Genomic DNA, 20,116 nt, shown 5'->3' on the forward strand with positions numbered 1-20,116 from the left:
TTTTGCAGGATAAACGCGGCAGAGTGTAAAAGGTGCGTTTGCCGCTGTGAAACGGTAATATTTGCCGGTTGCTGTTAAAATTTTTGAAGGCAGATTATGTGGTCAGAATATGCATTAGAGGTCGTTGACGCGGTTGCCCGAGGGGGCAGCTTCAGCGCAGCCGCGCAGGAGCTGCATCGGGTACCTTCTGCCATCAGCTATACAGTGCGTCAGCTGGAAAACTGGCTGGCGGTGCCGCTGTTCGAACGCCAGCATCGTGAAGTGGTGCTGACGCCAGCAGGCGAACATTTTGTCCGGGAAGGGCGCAGCGTCATCAAAAAAATGCTTGCTACACGGCGGCAGTGTCAGCAGCTGGCCAATGGCTGGCGCGGGCAGCTCAGCATTGCCGTTGACCGTATCGCCAAACCTCAGCGCACCCGGCAGCTGGTCAAAGATTTCTATCGCCACTTCCCCGATATGGAGCTGATCATCAGCTATGAAGTTTTTAATGGTGTCTGGGATGCGCTGGCCGATGGCCGGGTAGAAGTTGCGATTGGGGCCACCCAGGCAATTCCGGTGGGCGGACGGTTTGCGTTTCGCGATATGGGTACGCTCAACTGGCGCTGCGTGGTCGCGCCCGATCATCCGCTGACGCAGGCGAGCCAGATAGATGACGACACGCTGCGTAGCTGGCCGTCCCTGGTGCTGGAAGATACATCACGCGCACTGCCGCGTCGTATGACATGGACGCTGGATAACCAGCGCAGGCTGGTGGTGCCGGAGTGGCAAACCGGACTGGAATGCGTGCAGGCGGGCTTGTGCGTGGCGATGGTGCCGGGGCATCTGGCCAGGCCACTGCTCGACAGTGGCGAGCTGGTGGAGCTAACGCTTCCGGTAGCATTTCCGGACAGCCCCTGCTGCGTTAGCTGGGCCGAGGATCGCGCATCACCGGCGACAGGCTGGTTGCTCAGCTATCTGGGTGATGCGCAAACGCTTAATCAGGAGTGGTTAAGCGAGGATTAGCGGCGATAGTCGCGGAACGGACCATCGGTCACTGAACGGCGCTCAATCAGCGTCGGATGGACTTCAATCGTTTGTGACACTTCGCGCTTACTGGTGATGCGGTCGAGCAGCATATCCAGCGCCTTCTCACCCAACTGGGCTTTAGGCTGATGCACCGTGGTCAGGGCAGGGGCGAAATAGCGTGCGTTGCGCACATTGTCATAACCGATTACCGAAATATCCTGCGGCACGCGCAGACCCATCTCGTCGGCGGCGCAAATGGCCCCCATCGCCATGATGTCGCCGCCGCAGAAGACGGCGGTCGGGCGCTGCTTTTGCGACAGGATCTGCTGCATCGCCTGATAACCCGACTCTGGCTCAAAGTCACCCTGCACAATCCATTCCGCGCGCGGCTGAATTCCCGCTTCTTCCAGTGCCTTCAGGAAACCGGCATGGCGTCCGCCGCCGGTATTGCGCTCCATCTGACCCGGAATGGCACCGATATCGCGGTGTCCGCGTTCAATCAGATAGCGTCCCGCCAGATAGCCGCCCTGGAAGGCATTATCGAGAACCGTATCGGTAAAGTCGGCGCGCGATTCGCCCCAGTCCATCACCACCATCGGGATATTGCGGTTCTCTTCCAGCATCTGCAGCAGATCGTCCGGATACTCAGAGCACATCACCAGCAGGCCATCGACACGCTTCTGCGCCATCATGCTGAGGTAGGCGCGCTGTTTTTGCAGGTCGTTATGCGCATTACCCAGAATCAGCGTATAGCCTTTATCAAAACAGTGATTTTCAACCGCCTCAATAATTTCAGCGAAATAGGGCGCTTCGCTGGAGGTGGCAAGCAGACCCAGCGTCTTGGTGTGGTTTACTTTCAGACTGCGTGCTACAGCGCTCGGCGAGTAGTGCAATTCTTTAATTGCCTGCCAGACCGCCTCGCGCGTCTCTTCAGCGACAAAGCGGGTTTTATTGATGACGTGCGAAACGGTGGTCGTTGAGACGCCAGCGCGTTTCGCCACATCTTTAATTGTTGCCATGAAAATCGGACTCCAGTGCTTACCTAACTCTATGATAAGCGTAATGTTAAACGTTTGCGTCTGCTCAGGGTTTTTTCCGCAAAAATGCGGCTTTTCTGGCCGGTAAACAGGCTTCTGGCGGAGAAAAAACGCCTCAAAAGATGCGCAAACGGAATCAGGGTTGCACGCGTTGCGCAACAAAGGCGAGATTCTAACAAGGCTGAACGGATAAAACGAGATTTTTACCGGACCCTGTGGGAAAATGCCATATCCCTACAAAGTGTGTGACTAAGGAGCAAACAATGAGTACCGATCTTAAACTGGCGTTAATGACCACTGTCGGCTGTCTGCTGATGATTGTGGCTTTCAGTTTTACCGCCATTCTGCACTAATAAAAAAAGCCGGGATAATCCCGGCTTTTTTCGGACTGTAGTGCTGCTCAGCGAATGGTTTTCGGCGTCATCACCCGACGGGCACCAATATAGTGGCGCTGCCAGTAATCTTCGCCTAATGCACTGATCTGAATATCTTTGCCGGTACGTGGCGACTGAATAAACTTGCCATCGCCCAGGTAAACGCCGACGTGGTCCGCCGTACCGCGACCGTTAATGCGGAAGAAGACCAGATCGCCTTTCTCCAGCGATTCACGCTTAATCGGTGCTGCGTCACGCAGGTGATACATCTCGTTAGCGGTACGCGGGATCTTAAACTTCACCAGATCTTTATAGGCATACCAGACCAGACCGCTGCAATCGAAACCAGTATGTGGTGAGGTGCCGCCCCACTGATACGGTTTACCCAGCTGTCCCATCAGCTTCGTCATCGCGGTTTCTCGCGCTTTCTGGTAGCGCTGACGGTGTGATTTGCTCATTTTAATCGTGCCAGGTTCGCTGGTGGTGACCTCAGCGGTTTTCAGCAGGCGCTGATGACCATAGCGTTTTTTTTCTTTATTTTTTTCTTTGCTTTTGCTGATACGGGCGGTTTTAAGCGAGGTCTTCTTAGCAGGCGTCTGTTTAGCAGTGAGTTCGACTTTTTTCTGTTTTTTCGTTTTGAGTTTTTGAACAGGGCTGAGGCGAGTTTTTTTGGTCACCGTTTTTACCTGGCGACGCTTGCGGCGCTCATCATCGCGCGCACTCTTTTTTTCTGCTTTATGCGTACTGACGTTCACCGGCGTGTGCGGGGAAGCAGCAGCGACGTTGAAAAACAGTTGCGCAAAGGCCAGCATGAAAAGCGTAATGATTAAACGCATAGTCCGTTGATTAGTTAAGTTGTCAGGGCCACTACGCACCGCGACAAAGTTGAGATTAATCTGATCCAGGATCAGTGCCCAGGCCATTCTAGTCCAGTTCTTTTAAAAACTGTAATGCCTTTTAATATTAATCTTTGCAACCCATGCAATCGCGCTGAAAATGAACATTTTCAGCATCTTATCTCAACGAAATTATTACGAATTATTAAACTGTTACCAGCTGTTAATAATCAGGCATTCAGGCGTCCCGAGGCGGAACTTAACAATGATGGCGATTTAATCGGACAGCGGTAAAATCTCGTTTTCAGTCACGCTGCGAAGTCGCTACAATAAACAAACACGAAGTAACGAATTAAGGAAGGCAATTATGAGTACTGTAGAAAAAATTCAGCGCCAGATCGCAGAAAACCCGATCCTGCTGTACATGAAAGGTTCCCCGAAACTGCCAAGCTGCGGTTTCTCTGCACAGGCGGTGCAGGCGCTGTCAGCCTGCGGTGAGCGTTTTGCTTACGTGGATATTCTGCAGAACCCGGACATTCGTGCCGAGATGCCGAAATTCGCTAACTGGCCGACCTTTCCGCAGCTGTGGGTCGATGGTGAGCTGGTTGGTGGATGCGATATCATCGTTGAGATGTTACAACGTGGTGAGCTGCAGACACTGATCAAAGAGACTGCAGAAAAGTTTAAAGAAGCAGAATAAAAAAAGGCCGACATCATGTCGGCCTTTTTCATTGTGGCATCCCTTATGCGGAGGCGCAGGCGTCTGCGTCGCCCTCGGCGAAGGGCAGTGGCCAGCCGCCTAACCGTTTCCAGCGGTTTACCAGCTCGCAGAACAGTGTCGCTGTCTGCTGAGTGTCATAGAGCGCAGAATGCGCCTGCGTACTGTCAAACTCCATTCCCGCCGCAATACAGGCTTTCGCCAGCACCGTCTGACCCAGCACCAGTCCGCTCAGGGCCGCAGTATCAAAGGTGGCAAACGGGTGAAACGGGTTGCGCTTCAGGCTGGCACGTTCTGCTGCCGCCGACATGAAATTCAGATCAAACGTGGCATTGTGCGCCACCATAATGGCGCGATTGCAGCCGCTGTCTTTAATGCCCTTGCGGACCATTTTGAAAATGGCATGCAGTGCTTCATATTCACTGACTGCGCCGCGCAGCGGATTACTCGGATCGATACCGGTAAAGGCCAGCGCTTCCGGATGCAAAAGCGAGCCGACAAAGGGTTCGACGTTGAAATGCAGCGTCTGATCAATCTGAATCCATCCCTCTTCATCCATTTTCAGCGTGATAGCGGCAATCTCCAGTAACGCATCGGTTTGCGCATTGAAACCCGCGGTTTCAACGTCGATCACCACCGGATAGAAGCCACGGAAACGTTGATTGAGTGCATTAGGGGAATTCGATTCAGACATCAGGATCTCGTTGCAGAAAAAGGGCAGCGCGTATTATGGCAAAAAACAGGGCCGGGTGCAGCAGATGAAGCGCAGAGAAGGGGATTCAGCCCACCTGATCAGGCAGGCTGAGAGGCAGGTTTAGTTGCCCAGGCCGTTACCGGCATCTTTGTTTTCGATCAGTTCGATTTTGTAGCCATCGGGATCTTCAACAAAGGCAATAATGGTGGAGCCGCCTTTGACCGGGCCCGCTTCACGGGTCACATTGCCGCCATCTTTGCGGATACGTTCGCAGGCTGCTGCTGCGTCATCGACGCCCAGCGCGATATGACCATAAGCATTACCGAGGTCATATTTATCAACGCCCCAGTTGTAGGTCAGCTCGATCACCGCACCTTCGCTTTCGTCGGTGTAGCCCACGAATGCCAGGGTATATTTATATTCGGTGTTTTCACTCTGACGCAGCACGCGCATGCCCAGCACACGGGTGTAGAAATCGATTGAACGTTGCAGATCGCCAACGCGCAGCATGGTATGAAGTAAACGCATAACATCCTCTTTTAAATAAAACGCCATCGCCGGATGACCCAGGCGCTAAGTATAGCGACGAAAATCGCCATTGAATAATGGCTGCCGTCATCGTCCCGGACGGCAGCCCAAACAGATTACAGCGTCGGGTAGTCGATATAACCTTCCGCGCCGCCGCCGTAGAAGCTTTCCGGACGCTGTGGGTTGAGTGGGGCATCCTGCTGGAGACGCTCAACCAGATCCGGGTTAGCAATGTAATCACGACCAAACGCAACCGCATCGATTAGACCGCGACCAATCAGATCATCTGCTTTCTCAACGGTGTAGGCACCGGCACCAATGATGGCACCCGGGAAGAGATCACGCACTTTCTGACGGAATGCGTCGGTGTAAGGCTGACCACCGGCCCAGTCTGGCTCTGAGAGATGCAGATAGGCGATGTTGCGTTTTGCCAGCTCGCCGATGTACCACAGCGCCGCTTCTTCTTCGTCCGGACCGTTGTCCAGATTCTGGAAGCTGCCGATAGGCGAGACGCGGATACCAATACGATCGGCTGACCAGTTAGCGATCACCGCATCGACCACTTCCAGCGCAAAGCGACCGCGTTTTTCGATGCTGCCGCCATATTCGTCAGTACGCTGGTTTGAACCCGGCGCCAGGAACTGATGCATCAGATAGCCATGTGCGGAGTGCAGCTCAAGCAGGTCGAAGTCTGCTTCACGTGCGTTCGCCGCAGCCTGACCAAAATCGGCTACGATCTGTTGGATCTCAGGCACGGTCAGTTCGCGCGGTACAGACGTGTCTTCGCGATAGACGCTGCCATCTTCAGCACGCAGTGACGTACGCGTACCCGCAGCAATGGCTGATGGCGCGACCGGTGCTTTGCCTTCCGGCTGCACGCTGTTATGCGAGATACGGCCGGTGTGCCATAACTGTACTGCGGTGTGACCGCCCGCCTGATGGACACCTTCGTTAATCACTTTCCATGCGGCAATCTGTGGCTGAGTATGCAGGCCTGGCGCACCGGCATAGCCTTTTGCCTGGAAAGAAATCTGGGTTGCTTCGGTGATGATCAGACCGGCGCTGGCGCGCTGACGGTAATACTCCGCCATCATCGGGGTAGGGATGTCGCCTGGCTCAATGCTGCGCAGACGGGTCAGCGGTGCCATAAATACGCGGTTTGGGACGGTAATTGCGCCAACTTTCAGCGGATGAAACAGCTGGGTACTCGCCATAATAGCTCCTGATTAGTAGACCAGTCGTCTACAAACACGTTTTTTAAAAATCAGTGGCTTTTAAGCCACTGTTCGATGGTACTCAGTGCCAGACGCAGTGGCTGCGCCTCGCGGGAAATTTTGCTCTGCAGGCTGGCGCCCAGCCACAGCAGCGACAGCAACTCAGCCATCTGCGCGGGGGGCTGCGGCAGGCTCAGCGACTCCTGCTGCTCTGCGGCAATCAGCGTCCGGGCATAAAGCGCGGTAATCTTTGCTGCACCCTGCTGCAGTGCATCACGCATCGGCTCAGAGAGATCGCACACCTCAGCAGAAACTTTCACGCCCAGACAACCAACGATGTGACCCTGCTGCACAAACAGCTCAACGGCAGCACGAAAATGGTTAAGCAGACGTTCACGCGGCGTGCCGTCTGTCTGGTTGAGCTGTAACTCCACATCCTGCAGGTAACGCACAAAGTAGCGTTCCAGTAACGCCACACCAAACGCTTCTTTAGATCGGAAGTAATAGTAGAAGGACCCTTTCGGCACCGCTGCCTGAGTCAGCAGTTCACTAAGGCCCATTCCGGTAAAGCCGCGTTGCAGACAGAGCTGTTCACCTGTCTGGAGCAGGTGTTCGCGGGTTTCATTGCGTTGTAGCGTCTTATTCATGGCAGAGAGAGTAGTAGACCGGTTGGTCTAATGCAACGCGGCACCGGGCATTTGGCACAGAGTGTTCATGCACCCGCTAAAGAAAAGGATAATTCTGACGGGGCATGGCTTAATTCCTGCGCAACCAGGCTACGCTTTTTACTGGACTGTTTATTCTGTGAATCCGGAGTCATGGTGGCCGAGCAGCTTGAGTTTTTCCCGGTTCCCAGCCCCTGTCGCGACATCTGCCAGACGGATGCGCGCGGCTACTGCCTGGGATGTTTACGCAGCCGCGATGAGCGGTTCAACTGGCTGCGCTTCAGCGATGCGCAAAAGCGGGAGGTCATTCGTCTCTGTCAGCAGCGTCGTCTGCGCCTGCAGCGGCAGCAGAAAGGTGAGGAGCCACCTGAGCCACAACAGCCGGAGTTATTCTGACGACTTTCCGCTTTCCGTTATACTCTCTGACACATTAATTACAGCCAACGCGCAACAGGGAGAACGCCATGTTAGAACCGCAGGCCATCGCTTTACAGGGCCCCGATTTTTCACCGCTGGTTATGGGGTACTGGCGTCTGATGGAGTGGGGCATGTCGCCGCAGGAGCGGGTTGCGTTTATTGAGCACCATCTGAGGCTCGGCATTACTACCGTTGATCATGCGGACATTTACGGCGACTACCAATGTGAGGCGGCTTTTGGTGAGGCGCTGAAGCTGGCTCCCGGACTGCGCGATCAGCTTCAGATTGTGACCAAGTGCGGCATCGCTACCCGCGCCCGGCCTGAACATCAGATTGGGCACTACATTACCGACAAAAATCATATCCTGCAGAGTGCTGAAAACTCACTGCGTCATTTCCATACCGATCGTCTTGACCTGCTGCTGATCCATCGCCCCGATCCGCTGATGTCGGCCGATGAAGTGGCCGAAGCCTTTATGGCACTTCATCAAAGCGGCAAAGTGCTGCATTTTGGCGTCTCGAATTTCACGCCATCCCAGTTTTCACTGCTGCAATCCCGTTTGCCGTTCTCGCTGGTCACGAATCAGCTGGAGATTTCACCCGTCCAGCAAAGCGTGCTGCTGGATGGTTCGCTGGATCAGTGCCAGCAACTGCGCATTCGTCCGATGGCCTGGTCCTGTCTCGGCGGCGGACGCCTGTTTAACGATCCTCACTTCCAGCCACTGCGTAATGAACTGGAGGTGGTGCGGCAGGAAACCGGTGCGACCAGTCTGGAACAGGTGGTTTATGCCTGGATACTGATGCTGCCGTCGCAACCGCTGCCCATCATTGGTTCAGGCAAAGCGGCGCGGGTCAGCGAAGCCGCCGGGTCACTGAATTTGTCCCTGTCCCGGCAGCAGTGGTTCCGTATTCGAAAAGCGGCGCTGGGATTTGATGTGCCCTGAAGCGTAAAACTGCGTCAATCTTCGGCAAAATAGTGCAACAGCGGCCAGACTTATCTCAAACCCTGGGATACAAATGGAGTCACCATGAAAATGAAAGCAGTTGCGCTTTTTGCCCTAATTGCCTGCGGCTCAGCACAGGCTGCCAGCGAGCAGGTAACAATCCATCAGGTTACCGCTGAAGGAACAGGAAAATCGCTGGGCACCGTTAAGATTGACGAGACCCAGTATGGTCTGCAGTTTACGCCGGAACTGCAGGGACTGAAGCCGGGCATTCACGGTTTTCATGTCCATGCTAAAGGCAGCTGTGAGCCAGGCGAATCTGAAGGCAAAGTGGTCGCTGCCGGTGCGGCAGGCGGTCACCTTGATCCGGCTAACAGCGGCAAACATCTGGGGCCCTATGCTGAAGGGCATCTGGGCGACCTGCCCGCGATTTATGTCGATGAGAAAGGCAACGCCTCCTATCCGGTACTGGCACCACGGCTGAAGTCGTTGAAAGAGATCAAGGGTAAAGCGCTGATGGTGCATGCTGGCGGGGATAATCATGCCGATCATCCTGCCCCGCTGGGCGGCGGCGGAGCGCGTTATGCCTGCGGCGTTATCTGAATTTCCGGGCGGCAGGCGATAGCCGCCCTTTTTTATCCCGCCTGTTTATGAATTGTTATACCATCCCTGACATTTCCCCCCTATGATATTGATTCAGGTAAGAAAGCGTGATGGGGAAAGGAGCAGGAAAATGAAATTCAAGGGCGCATTACTGCTGTGTCTGCTGCTGGTGGGATGCGATAAACCCAATGATACGCAACTGGTCACTGAAACCGGACGGGAGCTTCAGCGCACCATTGATACCAGTCCGATGCGGGTCACCTGTGAAAAGATTGCTAAAGGTCGTGAATGGCTCAGCCGCCACATGGTGCGCAAGCTGGAAGCGCAGGGATGCGATCAGGTCTTTCGCAGCGCAACTGAAACCAATTTTACTGACACCACGATCTATCGCCGCACCATGACTATGGTGTGCGGTGGCATTCATGGTCAGAGTTTCACCGGCACTGAACTGACACGCCGTTTTATCTTTTCACCTGATGAGAAAGCGCTGGTGATTGAACCGATGACCGAGATGGATAAAACCCGTTTTGAGGGCCATAAAACGCTGCAACAGCTGCAGGATGATTTTAACCGGCAACAGCAGCAGTATTGCCAGTAATCACTCCGGCACAGCCTGCTTCAGCTGTGCCAGTGAACAGCGTAACCGCCAGATAATCCCCGCCAGTTCGCTGGCCTCGTTGTTTTTCAGGGCCAGTAACGCGGTAATCGTCGCTTCCAGTTCCGTCAGCATCTGATCCAGCGAAATGTGCCGTACGCCGCGGCTGCTGATAATCTGCTGCAAATTCTGCAGGCTGTTATCGCGAAACGCCATCAGCGTTGCCGAACCGGCGCGCCATTCACGCAGCTGCCAGACGATATGCGAGCAGTTAAGCAGCACCACTCCCCAGCGCAGTAACCAGACACGCGCCTGCTCATCCCGGCTGTGACTGAGCTGGCTGATGCGATGGTAAATCTGCGATTCAAAGCGGCTCTCGCTGAGCCGTGGCCGTTGCCGCAGTTGATCGAGAAATGCCAGCCGCAGCGCCCGGATATGCCGCCGGCTGCGTCGCGCATCGGAGCTGGGCCGCAAAATCTGAAACGCCAGCCAGGCGAGCAGCACTCCGCAGACTTTGGCGATGTTATCGTTAAAAAAGTCCTGATAATCCCAGGTGGGCGGATTAGTCACCGCGATAAACGAGCCCATAAAGACGATGAACTGTCCCCACATCCCGGCGCGCTGTTTCTGCTGCAGTTTGAAGAGTTGCAGCGTCACCAGCAGCGGAAACAGAAACAGTAAAAACGGCCATAGCTGACCGATCTGCACCATCAGGCCAAACTTCATCACAAAACTAAATGCAAACAGCCACAGCAGCGTTTTCAGCAGCAGCGTGACGCTGCCGCCGGGTGAAGGGGCAGAGGCATAGAGCACGCAGGCAATAGCGGTCAGGGTAAGCGCCGAGGCCCCGGAAGACCATTGCGTATTAATCCAGAAGGCGCAGCCCAGTACAATCGCACAGAAGGTGCGCAGGGCGCTCCAGCCCGCTTCGGCACTGTCACTGTCACGCGCCAGCGCCGGAACCGGCGGCGGCTGAAAGCGGGTATCGGCATCGGCGCGATCCAGCAGGCGGATCCAGCGCAGCACGTTGAGGTACATCCAGCAGAAGTAGCGCAGCCGCTGACAAAAGGCGCGCTGCCGGTAGTCCCCCTCTGCCGCAGGCGTCACGCTACGCAGGATTTGCGCCAGACGATATTTATCACACGCCGGTTTCGCCAGCTCCGCCAGCAGTTGCTGCAGCGCCTCAAACAGCGCCTCTGGCGCGTCGGGCCAGTTCAGCAACATGCGGCGCAGGCTGGAGAGCACGCTGGTGAGTCGCAACTGCTGGTGCAGCACATAGTTCAGGACGTTGTTCTGTCGGCGAAAGCGGTAGTGGCTCCAGAACGCCTGAATCCGCAGCAGGTTCATGGTCAGGATCTGGCTGATGACGTTTTCATGTGCGGTGCGAATGGTGTCGCTGGTCGAGGGCTGCAGCAGTAACACCGCATGTTCCAGCAATCGCGCATGCATCTGTTTCAGGGAGGTAATCAGCGTTTCGCCATCGGAGGTGCTCGGCAGCACCATCATCATCAATCCAGCGCAAAGAATACCGGAGATCACCTCACAAACGCGTGCCTGGGCGATCGTCCATAGTGAGGTGATATCAGTGATATTGACGCTGCTGAAGGCGATAATAGCGGCGGTGTAGCCCGCCAGCGAAAAGGCGTAGGCAACGTTGTTCTGGTAGTGGTTTGCAATGCCAGTGCACAACGCCAGCCAGCCGGCAATCGCAAAGGTAAACAGCCAGGGTTCATTCAGGGTATGTCCGGCAATCAGCAGCGCGGCGCTCGCCCCAAGCAGACTGCCAACGATGCGGCCAAGACTTTTACTGATTGCGCCGCCAACGGTAGGAAAGCTGATTACCGCAGCAGAAGTCATTGCCCAGTAAGGTTCATCAAGATCCAGGCCATAGGCGATGCTCAGCGCCAGACACATCGCGATAGCATTCCGCAACGCATAGCGCCACTGACCGGCATTCGCCTTAATCCAGGGCAGTTGATCCCAGGCCAGCCACTGAACATTCATGGCTGGATGGTGATGGTGCAGCTGGTGCCTGCCACCAGATTGGCATCAACCGGTAGCGTATCGAGACGAATGCGCACCGGCACCCGCTGCGCCAGCCGTACCCAGGGCACATTGGGTTTGATATCGGGCACCAGGCCGCTGTCAGTCTCAATGCTCTGGTCATAGATAGCGCGGCCAATGCTGTCCACCTGGCCCTGCAGCTGCATGCCATTACTGTAAAGCACCACCTGCGCCGCCGCGCCTGTGTGAATATGGCGCAGCTTGGTCTCTTCGAAATAGCCTAAGACGTAGTAAGAGTGGCTGTCGACCAGCGCAAACAGGGGCGATCCCGCTGTCGCATAGTTGCCGGGACGAAGTGTCAGATTCGTGATCCAGCCATCAGTCGGTGCAGTAAGCGTCGTTTGCTGCAGATTCCAGCGCGCCCGCTCCAGCTCCGCCTGCGCGGCTTTGGCACTGGCGGCGGCGGCTTCCGCGCTTAAGCGTGCCGCATCAAGATCCTCGGCGGAGATGATGTTGCGCGGCAGGCTGCTGCGCCGGTGATATTCGTGCTGCGCTTTCGCCAGGTCCGCCTGCGCTTTGCTGAGCTGAGCGGCAGCGTTGTCGAGCGCAATCTGCCATGGCACCGGGTCCAGCGTTAACAGCAGCTGGCCCTGATGCACGAACTGATTGTCTTTGACTTTTAGTTGCGTAATCCGGCCCGACACCTGGGGCGTGATATCCACCAGCTCCGCCCGTACTTTCCCGTCACGCGTCCAGGGCGACTGCATGTAGTAGTTCCACAGCCAGCCAGCAGCCAGCAGCGCCAGCGCAAACACAATCAGCGTTGAGAAATATTTTACCGCGTTAAATTTCATATCGATTATCCGTGACCGATGAGCCAGAGTGCGGCGGTAACGCACAGCACAAACAGAGAGAGATCAAACAGGGTGGGATGCCAGACATCGCCGGAGTAGATCCAGCCGCGCACCAGCGGGTGAATCAGCAGCCAGAAAAAGAAGCCGAGCAGTACCGCTTTAAATATCGGCGGGAAAAAAAGCGAGGCGCCCACGACCAGATCGGTTAGCGGTTTCGCACCTGAAAAAGCAGGAGTGAGCACGTGATAACATCCTTCGTTAACCCAAACGGCAGACTGAACGCGCTGCCGCGTAATCGTAGCCTGGTCCGGGATTTGTAATTTGTCCTGTAAACTCGCAGAATAGTGTAAAATCTGGCTTGATAGCTAGCAAGCTAATTATAAGGAGATGAAATGGATACGCCCCTCGGAACGGATTTATCTCGCCTGGTGCGCATCTGGCGCGCGTTGATTGATCAGCGGCTCAAGCCGCTTGAGCTGACTCAGACTCACTGGGTGACGTTGCATAATATTCATCAACTGCCGCCCGAACAGTCGCAGATTCAGTTAGCCAAGGCGATTGGTATTGAACAGCCTTCTCTGGTGCGGACGCTGGATCAGCTGGAAGAGAAAGGACTGATTACCCGGTCGACCTGCGCCAACGATCGTCGTGCCAAGCGCATTAAGCTCACGCAGCAGGCTGAGCCGATTATCGAACAGGTTGAGAGTGTGATTGATGAGACGCGGGATGACATTCTGTCCGGCATCAGTCGGGAAGAGATCAGTCAGATGGTGACGCTGATCGCCCGGCTTGAGAAAAACATTCTCGAACTTCAGCACAAAGAGAAATAAAAAAACCGACGCCTGCGCGTCGGTTTTTTGTTTTGCAGCCTTAGCGAGGTGAAACCGTCACCTGGCTGCCGTTGGACGCCATCGCTACACGCTGGCCAACGGAGTAACGTGAGGCAGCCTGCTTCTGAACCACCATGATGGTGTTGCCATCATCCTTGCGGATTTCCAGCTCAACGCCATCGGCTTTATTGACTGCGCCCTGTACGCCCTGGCCTGCTACGCCGCCCAGCACCGCACCACCGGCTGTCGCCAGGCTACGTCCGGTACCGCCACCAATGGTGTTACCCAGGAAGCCACCCAGTACCGCACCACCGATTGCACCGATGACGTTGCTCTCATCACCGCCCTGGATTTTCACCGGACGCACAGAGACCAGAGTACCGTACGACACGCTCTGCACCTGCTTCGCTTCACTGGCACTGTAGGTATCACCCGACAGCGTACTGGTATTGCTACAACCTGCCAGCATCGCACCGGCCAGAGCGACCACAATTACACGCTTAATCATTTGAAACTCCTTTAGTCGAGAAGGCGCCACGTTTATCGCTGTATCCTGCACACAGTATAAGACACAAAACTGGCAAATTAATCCCTGTCCGAATAAAACACGGTTGGACGAAGCATAGACTATGTAAGATCAACAATAATTCAATCGTCGTTTAAAAATAGTCCCGTAACGTAACTGGTTAGCACGATCGGATAAAAAGAATTTAATCATAGAATTAGCGATCATTATTTGTCAGGCTAGCCGCAGATGAATCGCACTTCCCGCCGGAAGTAAGGAATGGTTATGAAATCAGGACGCTATATCGGGGTAATGTCAGGCACCAGCCTGGATGGCGTGGATGTGGTGCTGGCCGCCATTGATGGGAATATGGTGGCGCAGCAGGCGAGTTACTGCCATCCGATGCCATCTGCACAGCGTCAGGCCATTCTGGGGATTTGCCAGGGACAATCCCTGACGCTGTCACAGCTCGGTCAGCTTGATACCCGCCTCGGCCAGCTGTTTGCAGAAGCCGTGGTGACATTAATGAAGCGCGAGTCGCTGGATGCCAGCGATATCACGGCGATTGGCTGTCATGGTCAGACCGTCTGGCATGAGCCCCAGAGTGACGCGCCGAATACGCTGCAGATTGGTGACAATAACCAGATTGTCGCGGCAACCGGCGTCACCGTGGTGGGCGATTTCCGCCGTCGTGATATGGCGCTGGGCGGGCAGGGCGCGCCGCTGGTGCCCGCTTTTCATCAGGCGCTGCTGATGGATGCCACGGAACGCCGCATGGTGCTGAATATTGGTGGCATCGCCAATCTCTCGCTGCTGATCCCGGGACAGGCGGTACGCGGCTTCGATACCGGTCCCGGCAATATGCTGCTGGACGCCTGGATCTGGCGGAATCAGGGACAGCCGTATGACAAAGATGCGCAGTGGGCGCGCAGCGGCTCGGTGATCCCGGCACTGCTGGAGGCGCTGTTACGTGAACCCTGGTTTGCGTTGCCGCCGCCGAAGAGTACCGGGCGCGAACACTTCAACCTGGGCTGGCTGGAGCAGCATCTGCGCTATTTCCCGGGTCAGGCACCGCAGGATGTGCAGGCCACGCTGGTGGAGCTGACCGCCATCACCATCACACAGCAGGTGTTACTCAATGATGGCTGCGATCGTCTGCTGGTGTGCGGCGGCGGCAGTCGCAATCCACTGCTGATGGCGCGGCTGGCGGCGCACCTTCCCGGAACGGAAGTGGCGACCACCGATGCGGCGGGTATCAGTGGTGATGACATGGAAGCGCTGGCGTTTGCCTGGCTGGCATTTCGCACGCTCTCCGGCCTGCCGGGCAATCTGCCTGCGGTGACAGGCGCACGGGAGAAAAGCGTAATTGGCGCAATCTATCCGGCTAACGCTCTCTATCGACGCTAAGCAGGAGTACGGGGGCAAGTTCTGCCCCCTGATGTTACAGGCGGCCGTCAGGCGGCGCCGGAGAGATGCGTCAGATTACGAACCCCGGTGATCACCGTGGCAACCATGGTTTCACGTCGGGTAATCACCTCAACCTGATAAAACCGGCTGCGGTAGGCGATGGAATAGATGATGGGATGGTACTTATTACCTTCTCCGTAGCGGGCGTAGTGCGCTTCGAGCGCACGGGTCGCTGCCAGGATATGGGAGGGTTCTTTATCACCGCGGATGATTTGCTTCATTCAGTTCCTCAAATGCTGTCCCTGGAGTCACGTCGCACGTAATGGCGCGTAGCGCTGGCCTAACACTGAACATCTGACTGCTAAACATTTAATCACTGATGGGGGTTATGACTGACTGTGACGCAGGAAGATGACAGAAAGATGATCCTCCGGCGCTGTTAATTATTTAGCAGCAGCCGGATGATCCAGCAAGGCAGGGAAGCGTAAATTCATCCAAATCGCAGGGGTTAAATCAGCTCCGGCCAGGCGACGGCCGCAACGCCATTCAGTTCAGGCCTAGAGAACAGGAAGCCCTGAAACTGGGTCACGCCCGCGGCTTCAAGCCACATCCACTCTTCCGGTTGTTCTATGCCTTCGGCGATAACGCCAATCTCCAGTGAGGCGCAGCATTTCAGAATGGCATGAATGATTGCCTGTTTGGGCCCACTTTTATGCACGTCAGAGATGATGGCGCGGTCGATCTTAATCTTGTCGGGCTGAATGCGGGTCAGCAGCGACAGCCCGGCAAAACCGGCACCGAAATCATCCAGCGCCAGGCTGATGCCGGCTGCTTTCAGCTGCCTGATGGCGGCTTCAAATGCCTCCGGCTGCGAGATGATTTCATTCTCGGTAAACTCAACCATGACCTGCTCTGGCACCAGTCCCTGGGCCGCAATCTCATTCAGCAAAAAGGGGACGGCGTCGGGCACTTCCACCAGGGTCATCGGCAACAGATTAATCGACAGGGTCATCCCCTTAATCTCCAGCTTCTTCGCCTGAGCAAAGGCGATCTTTTTTGACCGAAGATCGACCTGATAAAGCTCTTCGCGTGTCAGTCGGGCAAAATAGTCGAGCGGCGATTCTCCCTGCGGACCGCGCAGCAGTGCTTCCAGCGAAACGATCTCGCAGGCGAAGGGATCAATAATAGGCTGAAACGCAAAGCTGACTTCATTCGTAGCCACCAGCGCCGCATCGCCTTCGCGCTGCTCTGTCTCGTTACGAATAAACGTCCAGCCGCTGGCGGCAGGGATCTCGAAATAGTTCTCTTTTTCGCGCGCTTCAACAAAGGTGCGCAGGAACTGCAGTGCGCGATCGGCATAGGTCATCTGATATTTCGTGGTGCATTTTTCCAGCACTGACTCCAGCACGGTTTCCTGATCGTGGAGCCGCAGATCGAAGAGCTCCATACCAACATGACCAAAACGTCGCGCCGGGGCGTAATCGCGCAGCAGTTCGACCAGATTATGGTGGCGCGGATCCTGGCAAATCCGGCTATAGACCGCCTTTACTGCCGCCTCCGGACCCTCCAGAAGCTGGAAAAAATGCGTGCCATTGAAAAGTAAAATTCCGGTGACATTGGACGATTTGTTGATTTTATTTGCTTTCCGCGCCAAATCATTCAGGGTCTCGAGCTGCACATTTTCAGTGAGGTGGCTGCGATAGATGATTGTCGACAACATAAAGGTTTCCCGACTTTTTTATTTTTTTGTTAAGGCACTTTACCAGAAGCTTCTCCTGGGGAAAACGAGGGCCAGTATGACTTTCTTATTCTTACGCTATTATTTTAATCAACTGGCGGCGTGGTATCGCCGGTTCCCAAAGAACGTTGCATGAAAACGGTATCCAGCCAGCGGCCCTGTTTGAAACCCACCGAACGCAGGATGCCTGTCATCTCAAAACCTGCTGCCTGATGCACGGCAATCGACCCCTGGTTCTCGCTGTCGCCCACGTTGGCGATCATCTGACGAAACCCTGCCTGCTCAGCCCAGGCAATGGCATGCTCTAACAGACGTGAGCCGGCACCACGCTTCTGAAAGCCGGGATCGATATAAATCGAGTCTTCCAGCGTATGCCGGTAGGCGTAGCGCGGGCGATAAGGTGCCAGATAGCAAAATCCACGTACGTCGCCGTCGCTGACAGCAATGAACCACGGCAGCCCTGCCTGTTGAATCTTACGCATTCGCTCGCCCATCTCTGCAGCGTCAGGGGGCACGGTCTCAAATGAGCCGGTGCCGTTAAGGACATGCCAGGCGTAGATCTGCTGAATCGCCGGGATATGGCGTTCATCTGCATCAAAAATTTCCATCATGGGGTTTTGCCCTTATCGTCTGCACCTGTTGGAAAACAACGGTATAGCGGGCGCTCATAGCGCGCAATGTAATTCTCGTGCGCATTAGCAATTTTATTATGGGCGCTTCCTCCAGGACTATTCCTGGCGAAAAAGAGAGACTCATTCCTGCCGGTTGAGTCCCGCTACTGAATGGCGGTTAAGCCTATTCTGAAAACAGCGTTAGCCGGATGATTCATGCCGTGGTTAAGGCTATTATCTGTGCCGTTCCGATAGGGTTAATAATTCACGGGAGGCGCAGCGTGATGCGATTTGTTGATTTTCTGAATAGTAAGCAGGGGCTGCGTGCAGCACGAAATCACTGCTTCGAATTAAATGGGGTTGTGCTGGGCCATTTCACAGCGTTATTCCTGCAGGATAATCAGATTATTTTCACCAAAGATGGTAAGCAGTGTGCGGTGCCATATTATCTGGGGCCCGATGAAGATTTGCTTCAGCAGAAGGTCAATCCACGAATTAAAAATATCCGCGCGATCTGAAAAGCGTCGGTGCTGCCTTTATCCGTTTAATTATAAAGTGACATGGTTATTCCTGATGAACCGTACAGTTCTGTTTTACGCTGTCTGGCAAATAATATAACCAGTTAACTCCCCGGCTTTATGCTGCTTTTAATTATTAACGTCTTATTTATCTGATGCGTTACTATTCTGCGACGGTGTAATAAACAGCAGGAGCAGGGCACTGAGTGCAAACAGCGTTAATGCCGTAATGGCACCCAGCGCGGCGTAAAGCTGACCAAACAGCAGCGATCCTGCGACCTGACCAGCTGCCAGCATAAAAAAAAGGATACCGACGCCTGTCGCGGGCTCTTCAGCTGTGGCCTGTGCTCCCCACACCAGCAACACGCCCGACAGCGTGACGTAACCTGCGCCGCAGCAGGCCACCGCAATCAGTAAACCGGCAGATTCACCGTGACTGAAGGCCAGAACCAGCAGTGGCAATGCCATTCCGCACAATGACAGCCGGTAAACCGCGTTCAGCCCGATACGGGCAGCGACCGGGCCGGTTGCGGCACCCACAATGCCTGCACCTCCGGCAACCAGCCAGAGTAAACGGGCGGTCTCTGCATCAACGCCGACATGCTGGCGCAGCAGCGCCGACCCAAAGCTCCACCAGGCCGCACTGACAAGACCCGACATCAACGCTATGCCCATCAGCCGCCGCATCGCGCGACGGTAAAGACGCTGGTACCAGCGGGTGACGCGGGTGACGCGGGCGGCGCGACCAGCCCCATGAACCGACAGCACGCGCATCACCGGCAGCAGACAGGCCAGTGACAGCAGGGCGAACAGCAGGCAGGCGGCCCGCCATCCGCCAGGCAGCACGCTCAGGATCACCACGGTCAGAATGATACCTGCGCTGGTGCCGGCGTTGATCAGGGTATTGATGCGCGGCTGATCGGCAACCGCAATCCGGTTACTGACTGCCGCGGCCAGAGCGGGCGATGCAAGCCCTGAACTCAATCCTGCAACAAACAGTCCTGTCGCCAGCAGTAGTGGTGAGGAGGCACAGGCGAGCAGCAGCAGCCCTGATGCTGCACTCAGGGCCGCCAGCAGCGCGGTCTGTCGGGCACCATAGCGGTCTGCCAGTGCGGCTGCGGTGAGAATAGTGAGGCAGTAGGCCACAAAGCTGCAGGCTGACAATAATCCCGCCTGCTGCGGGCTGAACGGAATATCTGCTGAAATCGAAGGCAGCATTAACCCCCACGAGAAGCGCGCCATGCCGTAAGTCACAGCAATCAGGCTAAAGCCTGTCAGCGCCAGCGTGGCGGGTGACCTCATCAGACCGCACCACTCTGCAATAACTGGCTGGCGACCTGTTCCGCCTGCCGCACAGCGTCAGGACCGGTAATCAGCGCTGTGGTAATCGCCCCCTCAAAGAGTATCCAGATGGCATCACTCAGCTGCTGATTAACGCCGCCGCGCAGATGCGTCACGCATTGCGTAATGTAAGCACGCATCGTGGCGCGAAAGGTCAGTGCCTGCGATGCCAGCTCACTATCCCGCTCGGCATACTCTCCCCAGGCTTTCAGAAAGAAGCAGCCACGCGCGCCGTTTACTACCGTCCACTCATTCAGCACTGCAAACAGATGCGCGATTGCCTCAGGCTGTTGCGCTGGCAACAGTTCCGCCATAAAGCGCTGCTCGCGGGCGTCAAGCACCGCGGCGGTAAGTGCTTCGCGAGAGGCGAAATGATGATAAAGCGTGCGTGTTGAGACGCCCGCTTCGCGACAGAGTTGATCGGTACTGGTGGCGTGGAAGCCATGGGTATAGAAGAGCCGCTCGGCGGCCTGAAGAATATCGTCTCTCTTTTTCATTCCTTAAAAGTAAACCGATCGTTTTACTTTTTCAAGCCAGTTACGGTTAATTACTCCCGCCGGTATTGATAAACCCCTGACTCTGCCTGTATCAGCGCTTCGCTAAAAGAGAGGCGCTCTGCCGCTTTCACACTTTTTCAGCCTCAGTTTATCAATACTCATAAGTACCCCTGCGGCGAGT

Annotated in this window: 25 protein-coding genes; 10 read left to right on the forward strand and 15 right to left on the reverse strand. The window is 55.4% G+C overall.

What is annotated here, in order from left to right; genetic code table 11:
• Window positions 1-96 precede the first annotated feature (96 nt).
• Complete coding sequence (gene punR / locus AC6I8J_RS08435; RefSeq protein ID WP_161736477.1) at window positions 97-1,002, forward strand: DNA-binding transcriptional activator PunR; 906 nt, start codon at window positions 97-99, stop codon at window positions 1,000-1,002.
• On the opposite strand, the gene purR is transcribed toward punR, so the two are convergent.
• Complete coding sequence (purR, locus tag AC6I8J_RS08440) at window positions 999-2,024, reverse strand: HTH-type transcriptional repressor PurR (protein ID WP_253421755.1); 1,026 nt, start codon at window positions 2,022-2,024, stop codon at window positions 999-1,001. The genes punR and purR overlap by 4 nt on opposite strands.
• 281 nt (window positions 2,025-2,305) lie before the next feature.
• On the opposite strand from purR, the gene cydH reads away from it, so the two are divergent.
• Window positions 2,306-2,395 (forward strand): cytochrome bd-I oxidase subunit CydH, encoded by a 90-nt coding sequence (cydH, locus tag AC6I8J_RS08445; RefSeq protein WP_095707274.1) that lies wholly within the window; start codon window positions 2,306-2,308, stop codon window positions 2,393-2,395.
• Between the two features lie 47 nt (window positions 2,396-2,442).
• Here cydH and AC6I8J_RS08450 read toward each other — a convergent pair whose 3' ends face one another.
• Complete coding sequence (locus AC6I8J_RS08450; protein ID WP_161736478.1) at window positions 2,443-3,252, reverse strand: C40 family peptidase; 810 nt, start codon at window positions 3,250-3,252, stop codon at window positions 2,443-2,445.
• A 364-nt stretch (window positions 3,253-3,616) separates the two neighbouring features.
• On the opposite strand from AC6I8J_RS08450, the gene AC6I8J_RS08455 reads away from it, so the two are divergent.
• A complete protein-coding gene (locus AC6I8J_RS08455; protein ID WP_170933470.1) occupies window positions 3,617-3,952 on the forward strand; it encodes a Grx4 family monothiol glutaredoxin in 336 nt (111 codons plus the stop codon).
• Window positions 3,953-3,995: 43 nt separating this feature from the next.
• Here the strand turns inward: AC6I8J_RS08455 and rnt are convergent, their stop codons facing one another.
• The 4 genes from rnt to AC6I8J_RS08475 form a co-directional block, all read right to left on the reverse strand.
• Window positions 3,996-4,664, reverse strand: a complete 669-nt coding sequence (gene rnt / locus AC6I8J_RS08460; protein ID WP_161732548.1) for a ribonuclease T — start codon at window positions 4,662-4,664, stop codon at window positions 3,996-3,998.
• A 120-nt stretch (window positions 4,665-4,784) separates the two neighbouring features.
• Complete coding sequence (gloA, locus tag AC6I8J_RS08465) at window positions 4,785-5,192, reverse strand: lactoylglutathione lyase (protein WP_008926200.1); 408 nt, start codon at window positions 5,190-5,192, stop codon at window positions 4,785-4,787.
• A 116-nt stretch (window positions 5,193-5,308) separates the two neighbouring features.
• Window positions 5,309-6,406, reverse strand: a complete 1,098-nt coding sequence (locus AC6I8J_RS08470) for an alkene reductase (RefSeq protein WP_497825254.1) — start codon at window positions 6,404-6,406, stop codon at window positions 5,309-5,311.
• A 50-nt stretch (window positions 6,407-6,456) separates the two neighbouring features.
• Window positions 6,457-7,053 (reverse strand): TetR/AcrR family transcriptional regulator, encoded by a 597-nt coding sequence (locus AC6I8J_RS08475; RefSeq protein ID WP_222924102.1) that lies wholly within the window; start codon window positions 7,051-7,053, stop codon window positions 6,457-6,459.
• Between the two features lie 174 nt (window positions 7,054-7,227).
• On the opposite strand from AC6I8J_RS08475, the gene AC6I8J_RS08480 reads away from it, so the two are divergent.
• The 4 genes from AC6I8J_RS08480 (at window position 7,228) to AC6I8J_RS08495 (ending at window position 9,633) form a co-directional block, all read left to right on the forward strand.
• Window positions 7,228-7,467, forward strand: coding sequence for a DUF1289 domain-containing protein (locus AC6I8J_RS08480; protein WP_497825636.1), 240 nt, complete (start codon window positions 7,228-7,230; stop codon window positions 7,465-7,467).
• Between the two features lie 68 nt (window positions 7,468-7,535).
• Window positions 7,536-8,432, forward strand: coding sequence for an aldo/keto reductase (locus AC6I8J_RS08485; protein WP_285085807.1), 897 nt, complete (start codon window positions 7,536-7,538; stop codon window positions 8,430-8,432).
• Between the two features lie 84 nt (window positions 8,433-8,516).
• Complete coding sequence (gene sodC / locus AC6I8J_RS08490; RefSeq protein WP_161732540.1) at window positions 8,517-9,035, forward strand: superoxide dismutase family protein; 519 nt, start codon at window positions 8,517-8,519, stop codon at window positions 9,033-9,035.
• Window positions 9,036-9,165: 130 nt separating this feature from the next.
• The gene (locus AC6I8J_RS08495) at window positions 9,166-9,633 is read left to right on the forward strand and encodes a hypothetical protein (protein ID WP_161732538.1); all 468 of its coding nucleotides are present in this window, start codon (window positions 9,166-9,168) and stop codon (window positions 9,631-9,633) included.
• Here the strand turns inward: AC6I8J_RS08495 and AC6I8J_RS08500 are convergent, their stop codons facing one another.
• The 3 genes from AC6I8J_RS08500 to AC6I8J_RS08510 are packed head-to-tail and all read right to left on the reverse strand — an operon-like array spanning window position 9,634 to window position 12,730.
• Window positions 9,634-11,634 (reverse strand): FUSC family protein, encoded by a 2,001-nt coding sequence (locus AC6I8J_RS08500; protein ID WP_161732536.1) that lies wholly within the window; start codon window positions 11,632-11,634, stop codon window positions 9,634-9,636. It lies immediately after the preceding gene.
• On the reverse strand, window positions 11,631-12,488 hold the full coding sequence (locus tag AC6I8J_RS08505) for an efflux RND transporter periplasmic adaptor subunit (RefSeq protein WP_222924100.1): 858 nt from the start codon (window positions 12,486-12,488) through the stop codon (window positions 11,631-11,633). The genes AC6I8J_RS08500 and AC6I8J_RS08505 overlap by 4 nt, the downstream gene beginning before the upstream one ends.
• A gap of 5 nt (window positions 12,489-12,493) precedes the next feature.
• Window positions 12,494-12,730 (reverse strand): DUF1656 domain-containing protein, encoded by a 237-nt coding sequence (locus AC6I8J_RS08510; RefSeq protein ID WP_013357721.1) that lies wholly within the window; start codon window positions 12,728-12,730, stop codon window positions 12,494-12,496.
• A gap of 150 nt (window positions 12,731-12,880) precedes the next feature.
• On the opposite strand from AC6I8J_RS08510, the gene slyA reads away from it, so the two are divergent.
• Entirely contained in the window at window positions 12,881-13,318 is a 438-nt protein-coding gene (gene slyA, locus AC6I8J_RS08515) for a transcriptional regulator SlyA (RefSeq protein WP_010245551.1), read from the forward strand.
• A gap of 40 nt (window positions 13,319-13,358) precedes the next feature.
• On the opposite strand, the gene slyB is transcribed toward slyA, so the two are convergent.
• Window positions 13,359-13,826, reverse strand: a complete 468-nt coding sequence (gene slyB / locus AC6I8J_RS08520; RefSeq protein ID WP_161732532.1) for an outer membrane lipoprotein SlyB — start codon at window positions 13,824-13,826, stop codon at window positions 13,359-13,361.
• Window positions 13,827-14,108: 282 nt separating this feature from the next.
• On the opposite strand from slyB, the gene anmK reads away from it, so the two are divergent.
• Window positions 14,109-15,230 carry an anhydro-N-acetylmuramic acid kinase gene (gene anmK / locus AC6I8J_RS08525; RefSeq protein ID WP_497825637.1) on the forward strand — a complete coding sequence of 374 codons (1,122 nt, stop codon included), beginning with the start codon at window positions 14,109-14,111 and terminating at the stop codon, window positions 15,228-15,230.
• 47 nt (window positions 15,231-15,277) lie between these two features.
• Here the strand turns inward: anmK and AC6I8J_RS08530 are convergent, their stop codons facing one another.
• From AC6I8J_RS08530 to AC6I8J_RS08540, 3 genes are all read right to left on the reverse strand, one after another.
• Entirely contained in the window at window positions 15,278-15,511 is a 234-nt protein-coding gene (locus AC6I8J_RS08530) for a DUF4060 family protein (RefSeq protein ID WP_013357724.1), read from the reverse strand.
• 227 nt (window positions 15,512-15,738) lie between these two features.
• Window positions 15,739-16,950 carry a diguanylate phosphodiesterase gene (locus AC6I8J_RS08535; RefSeq protein WP_497825255.1) on the reverse strand — a complete coding sequence of 404 codons (1,212 nt, stop codon included), beginning with the start codon at window positions 16,948-16,950 and terminating at the stop codon, window positions 15,739-15,741.
• A 104-nt stretch (window positions 16,951-17,054) separates the two neighbouring features.
• The gene (locus AC6I8J_RS08540; protein WP_161732561.1) at window positions 17,055-17,576 is read right to left on the reverse strand and encodes a GNAT family N-acetyltransferase; all 522 of its coding nucleotides are present in this window, start codon (window positions 17,574-17,576) and stop codon (window positions 17,055-17,057) included.
• Between the two features lie 224 nt (window positions 17,577-17,800).
• Here AC6I8J_RS08540 and AC6I8J_RS08545 point away from each other — a divergent pair, with 224 nt between their 5' ends.
• Window positions 17,801-18,097: a hypothetical protein gene (locus AC6I8J_RS08545; protein ID WP_237566675.1), complete on the forward strand. Its 297-nt coding sequence runs from the start codon at window positions 17,801-17,803 to the stop codon at window positions 18,095-18,097.
• Between the two features lie 144 nt (window positions 18,098-18,241).
• On the opposite strand, the gene AC6I8J_RS08550 is transcribed toward AC6I8J_RS08545, so the two are convergent.
• Together AC6I8J_RS08550 and AC6I8J_RS08555 are read right to left on the reverse strand one after the other, a co-directional pair.
• A complete protein-coding gene (locus AC6I8J_RS08550; protein ID WP_497825256.1) occupies window positions 18,242-19,399 on the reverse strand; it encodes an MFS transporter in 1,158 nt (385 codons plus the stop codon).
• Entirely contained in the window at window positions 19,399-19,935 is a 537-nt protein-coding gene (locus tag AC6I8J_RS08555; RefSeq protein WP_222924097.1) for a TetR/AcrR family transcriptional regulator, read from the reverse strand. The genes AC6I8J_RS08550 and AC6I8J_RS08555 overlap by 1 nt, the downstream gene beginning before the upstream one ends.
• Between the last annotated feature and the right edge of the window lie 181 nt (window positions 19,936-20,116).

The sequence above is a fragment of the Pantoea sp. X-Soil-ISGK-355 genome (genome assembly GCF_059730805.1).

What these genes read in the sequence shown, in the direction of transcription:
- AC6I8J_RS08535 (WP_497825255.1), bottom strand. Translation starts at nt 16,950, where the DNA reads ATGTTGTCGACAATCATCTATCGCAGCCACCTCACTGAAAATGTGCAG.
- AC6I8J_RS08485 (WP_285085807.1), top strand. Translation starts at nt 7,536, where the DNA reads ATGTTAGAACCGCAGGCCATCGCTTTACAGGGCCCCGATTTTTCACCG.
- AC6I8J_RS08450 (WP_161736478.1), bottom strand. Translation starts at nt 3,252, where the DNA reads ATGCGTTTAATCATTACGCTTTTCATGCTGGCCTTTGCGCAACTGTTT.
- AC6I8J_RS08550 (WP_497825256.1), bottom strand. Translation starts at nt 19,399, where the DNA reads ATGAGGTCACCCGCCACGCTGGCGCTGACAGGCTTTAGCCTGATTGCT.
- AC6I8J_RS08555 (WP_222924097.1), bottom strand. Translation starts at nt 19,935, where the DNA reads ATGAAAAAGAGAGACGATATTCTTCAGGCCGCCGAGCGGCTCTTCTAT.
- purR (WP_253421755.1), bottom strand. Translation starts at nt 2,024, where the DNA reads ATGGCAACAATTAAAGATGTGGCGAAACGCGCTGGCGTCTCAACGACC.
- AC6I8J_RS08475 (WP_222924102.1), bottom strand. Translation starts at nt 7,053, where the DNA reads ATGAATAAGACGCTACAACGCAATGAAACCCGCGAACACCTGCTCCAG.
- AC6I8J_RS08540 (WP_161732561.1), bottom strand. Translation starts at nt 17,576, where the DNA reads ATGGAAATTTTTGATGCAGATGAACGCCATATCCCGGCGATTCAGCAG.
- rnt (WP_161732548.1), bottom strand. Translation starts at nt 4,664, where the DNA reads ATGTCTGAATCGAATTCCCCTAATGCACTCAATCAACGTTTCCGTGGC.
- sodC (WP_161732540.1), top strand. Translation starts at nt 8,517, where the DNA reads ATGAAAATGAAAGCAGTTGCGCTTTTTGCCCTAATTGCCTGCGGCTCA.
- cydH (WP_095707274.1), top strand. Translation starts at nt 2,306, where the DNA reads ATGAGTACCGATCTTAAACTGGCGTTAATGACCACTGTCGGCTGTCTG.
- anmK (WP_497825637.1), top strand. Translation starts at nt 14,109, where the DNA reads ATGAAATCAGGACGCTATATCGGGGTAATGTCAGGCACCAGCCTGGAT.
- slyB (WP_161732532.1), bottom strand. Translation starts at nt 13,826, where the DNA reads ATGATTAAGCGTGTAATTGTGGTCGCTCTGGCCGGTGCGATGCTGGCA.
- punR (WP_161736477.1), top strand. Translation starts at nt 97, where the DNA reads ATGTGGTCAGAATATGCATTAGAGGTCGTTGACGCGGTTGCCCGAGGG.
- AC6I8J_RS08500 (WP_161732536.1), bottom strand. Translation starts at nt 11,634, where the DNA reads ATGAATGTTCAGTGGCTGGCCTGGGATCAACTGCCCTGGATTAAGGCG.
- AC6I8J_RS08470 (WP_497825254.1), bottom strand. Translation starts at nt 6,406, where the DNA reads ATGGCGAGTACCCAGCTGTTTCATCCGCTGAAAGTTGGCGCAATTACC.
- AC6I8J_RS08495 (WP_161732538.1), top strand. Translation starts at nt 9,166, where the DNA reads ATGAAATTCAAGGGCGCATTACTGCTGTGTCTGCTGCTGGTGGGATGC.
- AC6I8J_RS08530 (WP_013357724.1), bottom strand. Translation starts at nt 15,511, where the DNA reads ATGAAGCAAATCATCCGCGGTGATAAAGAACCCTCCCATATCCTGGCA.
- slyA (WP_010245551.1), top strand. Translation starts at nt 12,881, where the DNA reads ATGGATACGCCCCTCGGAACGGATTTATCTCGCCTGGTGCGCATCTGG.
- AC6I8J_RS08505 (WP_222924100.1), bottom strand. Translation starts at nt 12,488, where the DNA reads ATGAAATTTAACGCGGTAAAATATTTCTCAACGCTGATTGTGTTTGCG.
- gloA (WP_008926200.1), bottom strand. Translation starts at nt 5,192, where the DNA reads ATGCGTTTACTTCATACCATGCTGCGCGTTGGCGATCTGCAACGTTCA.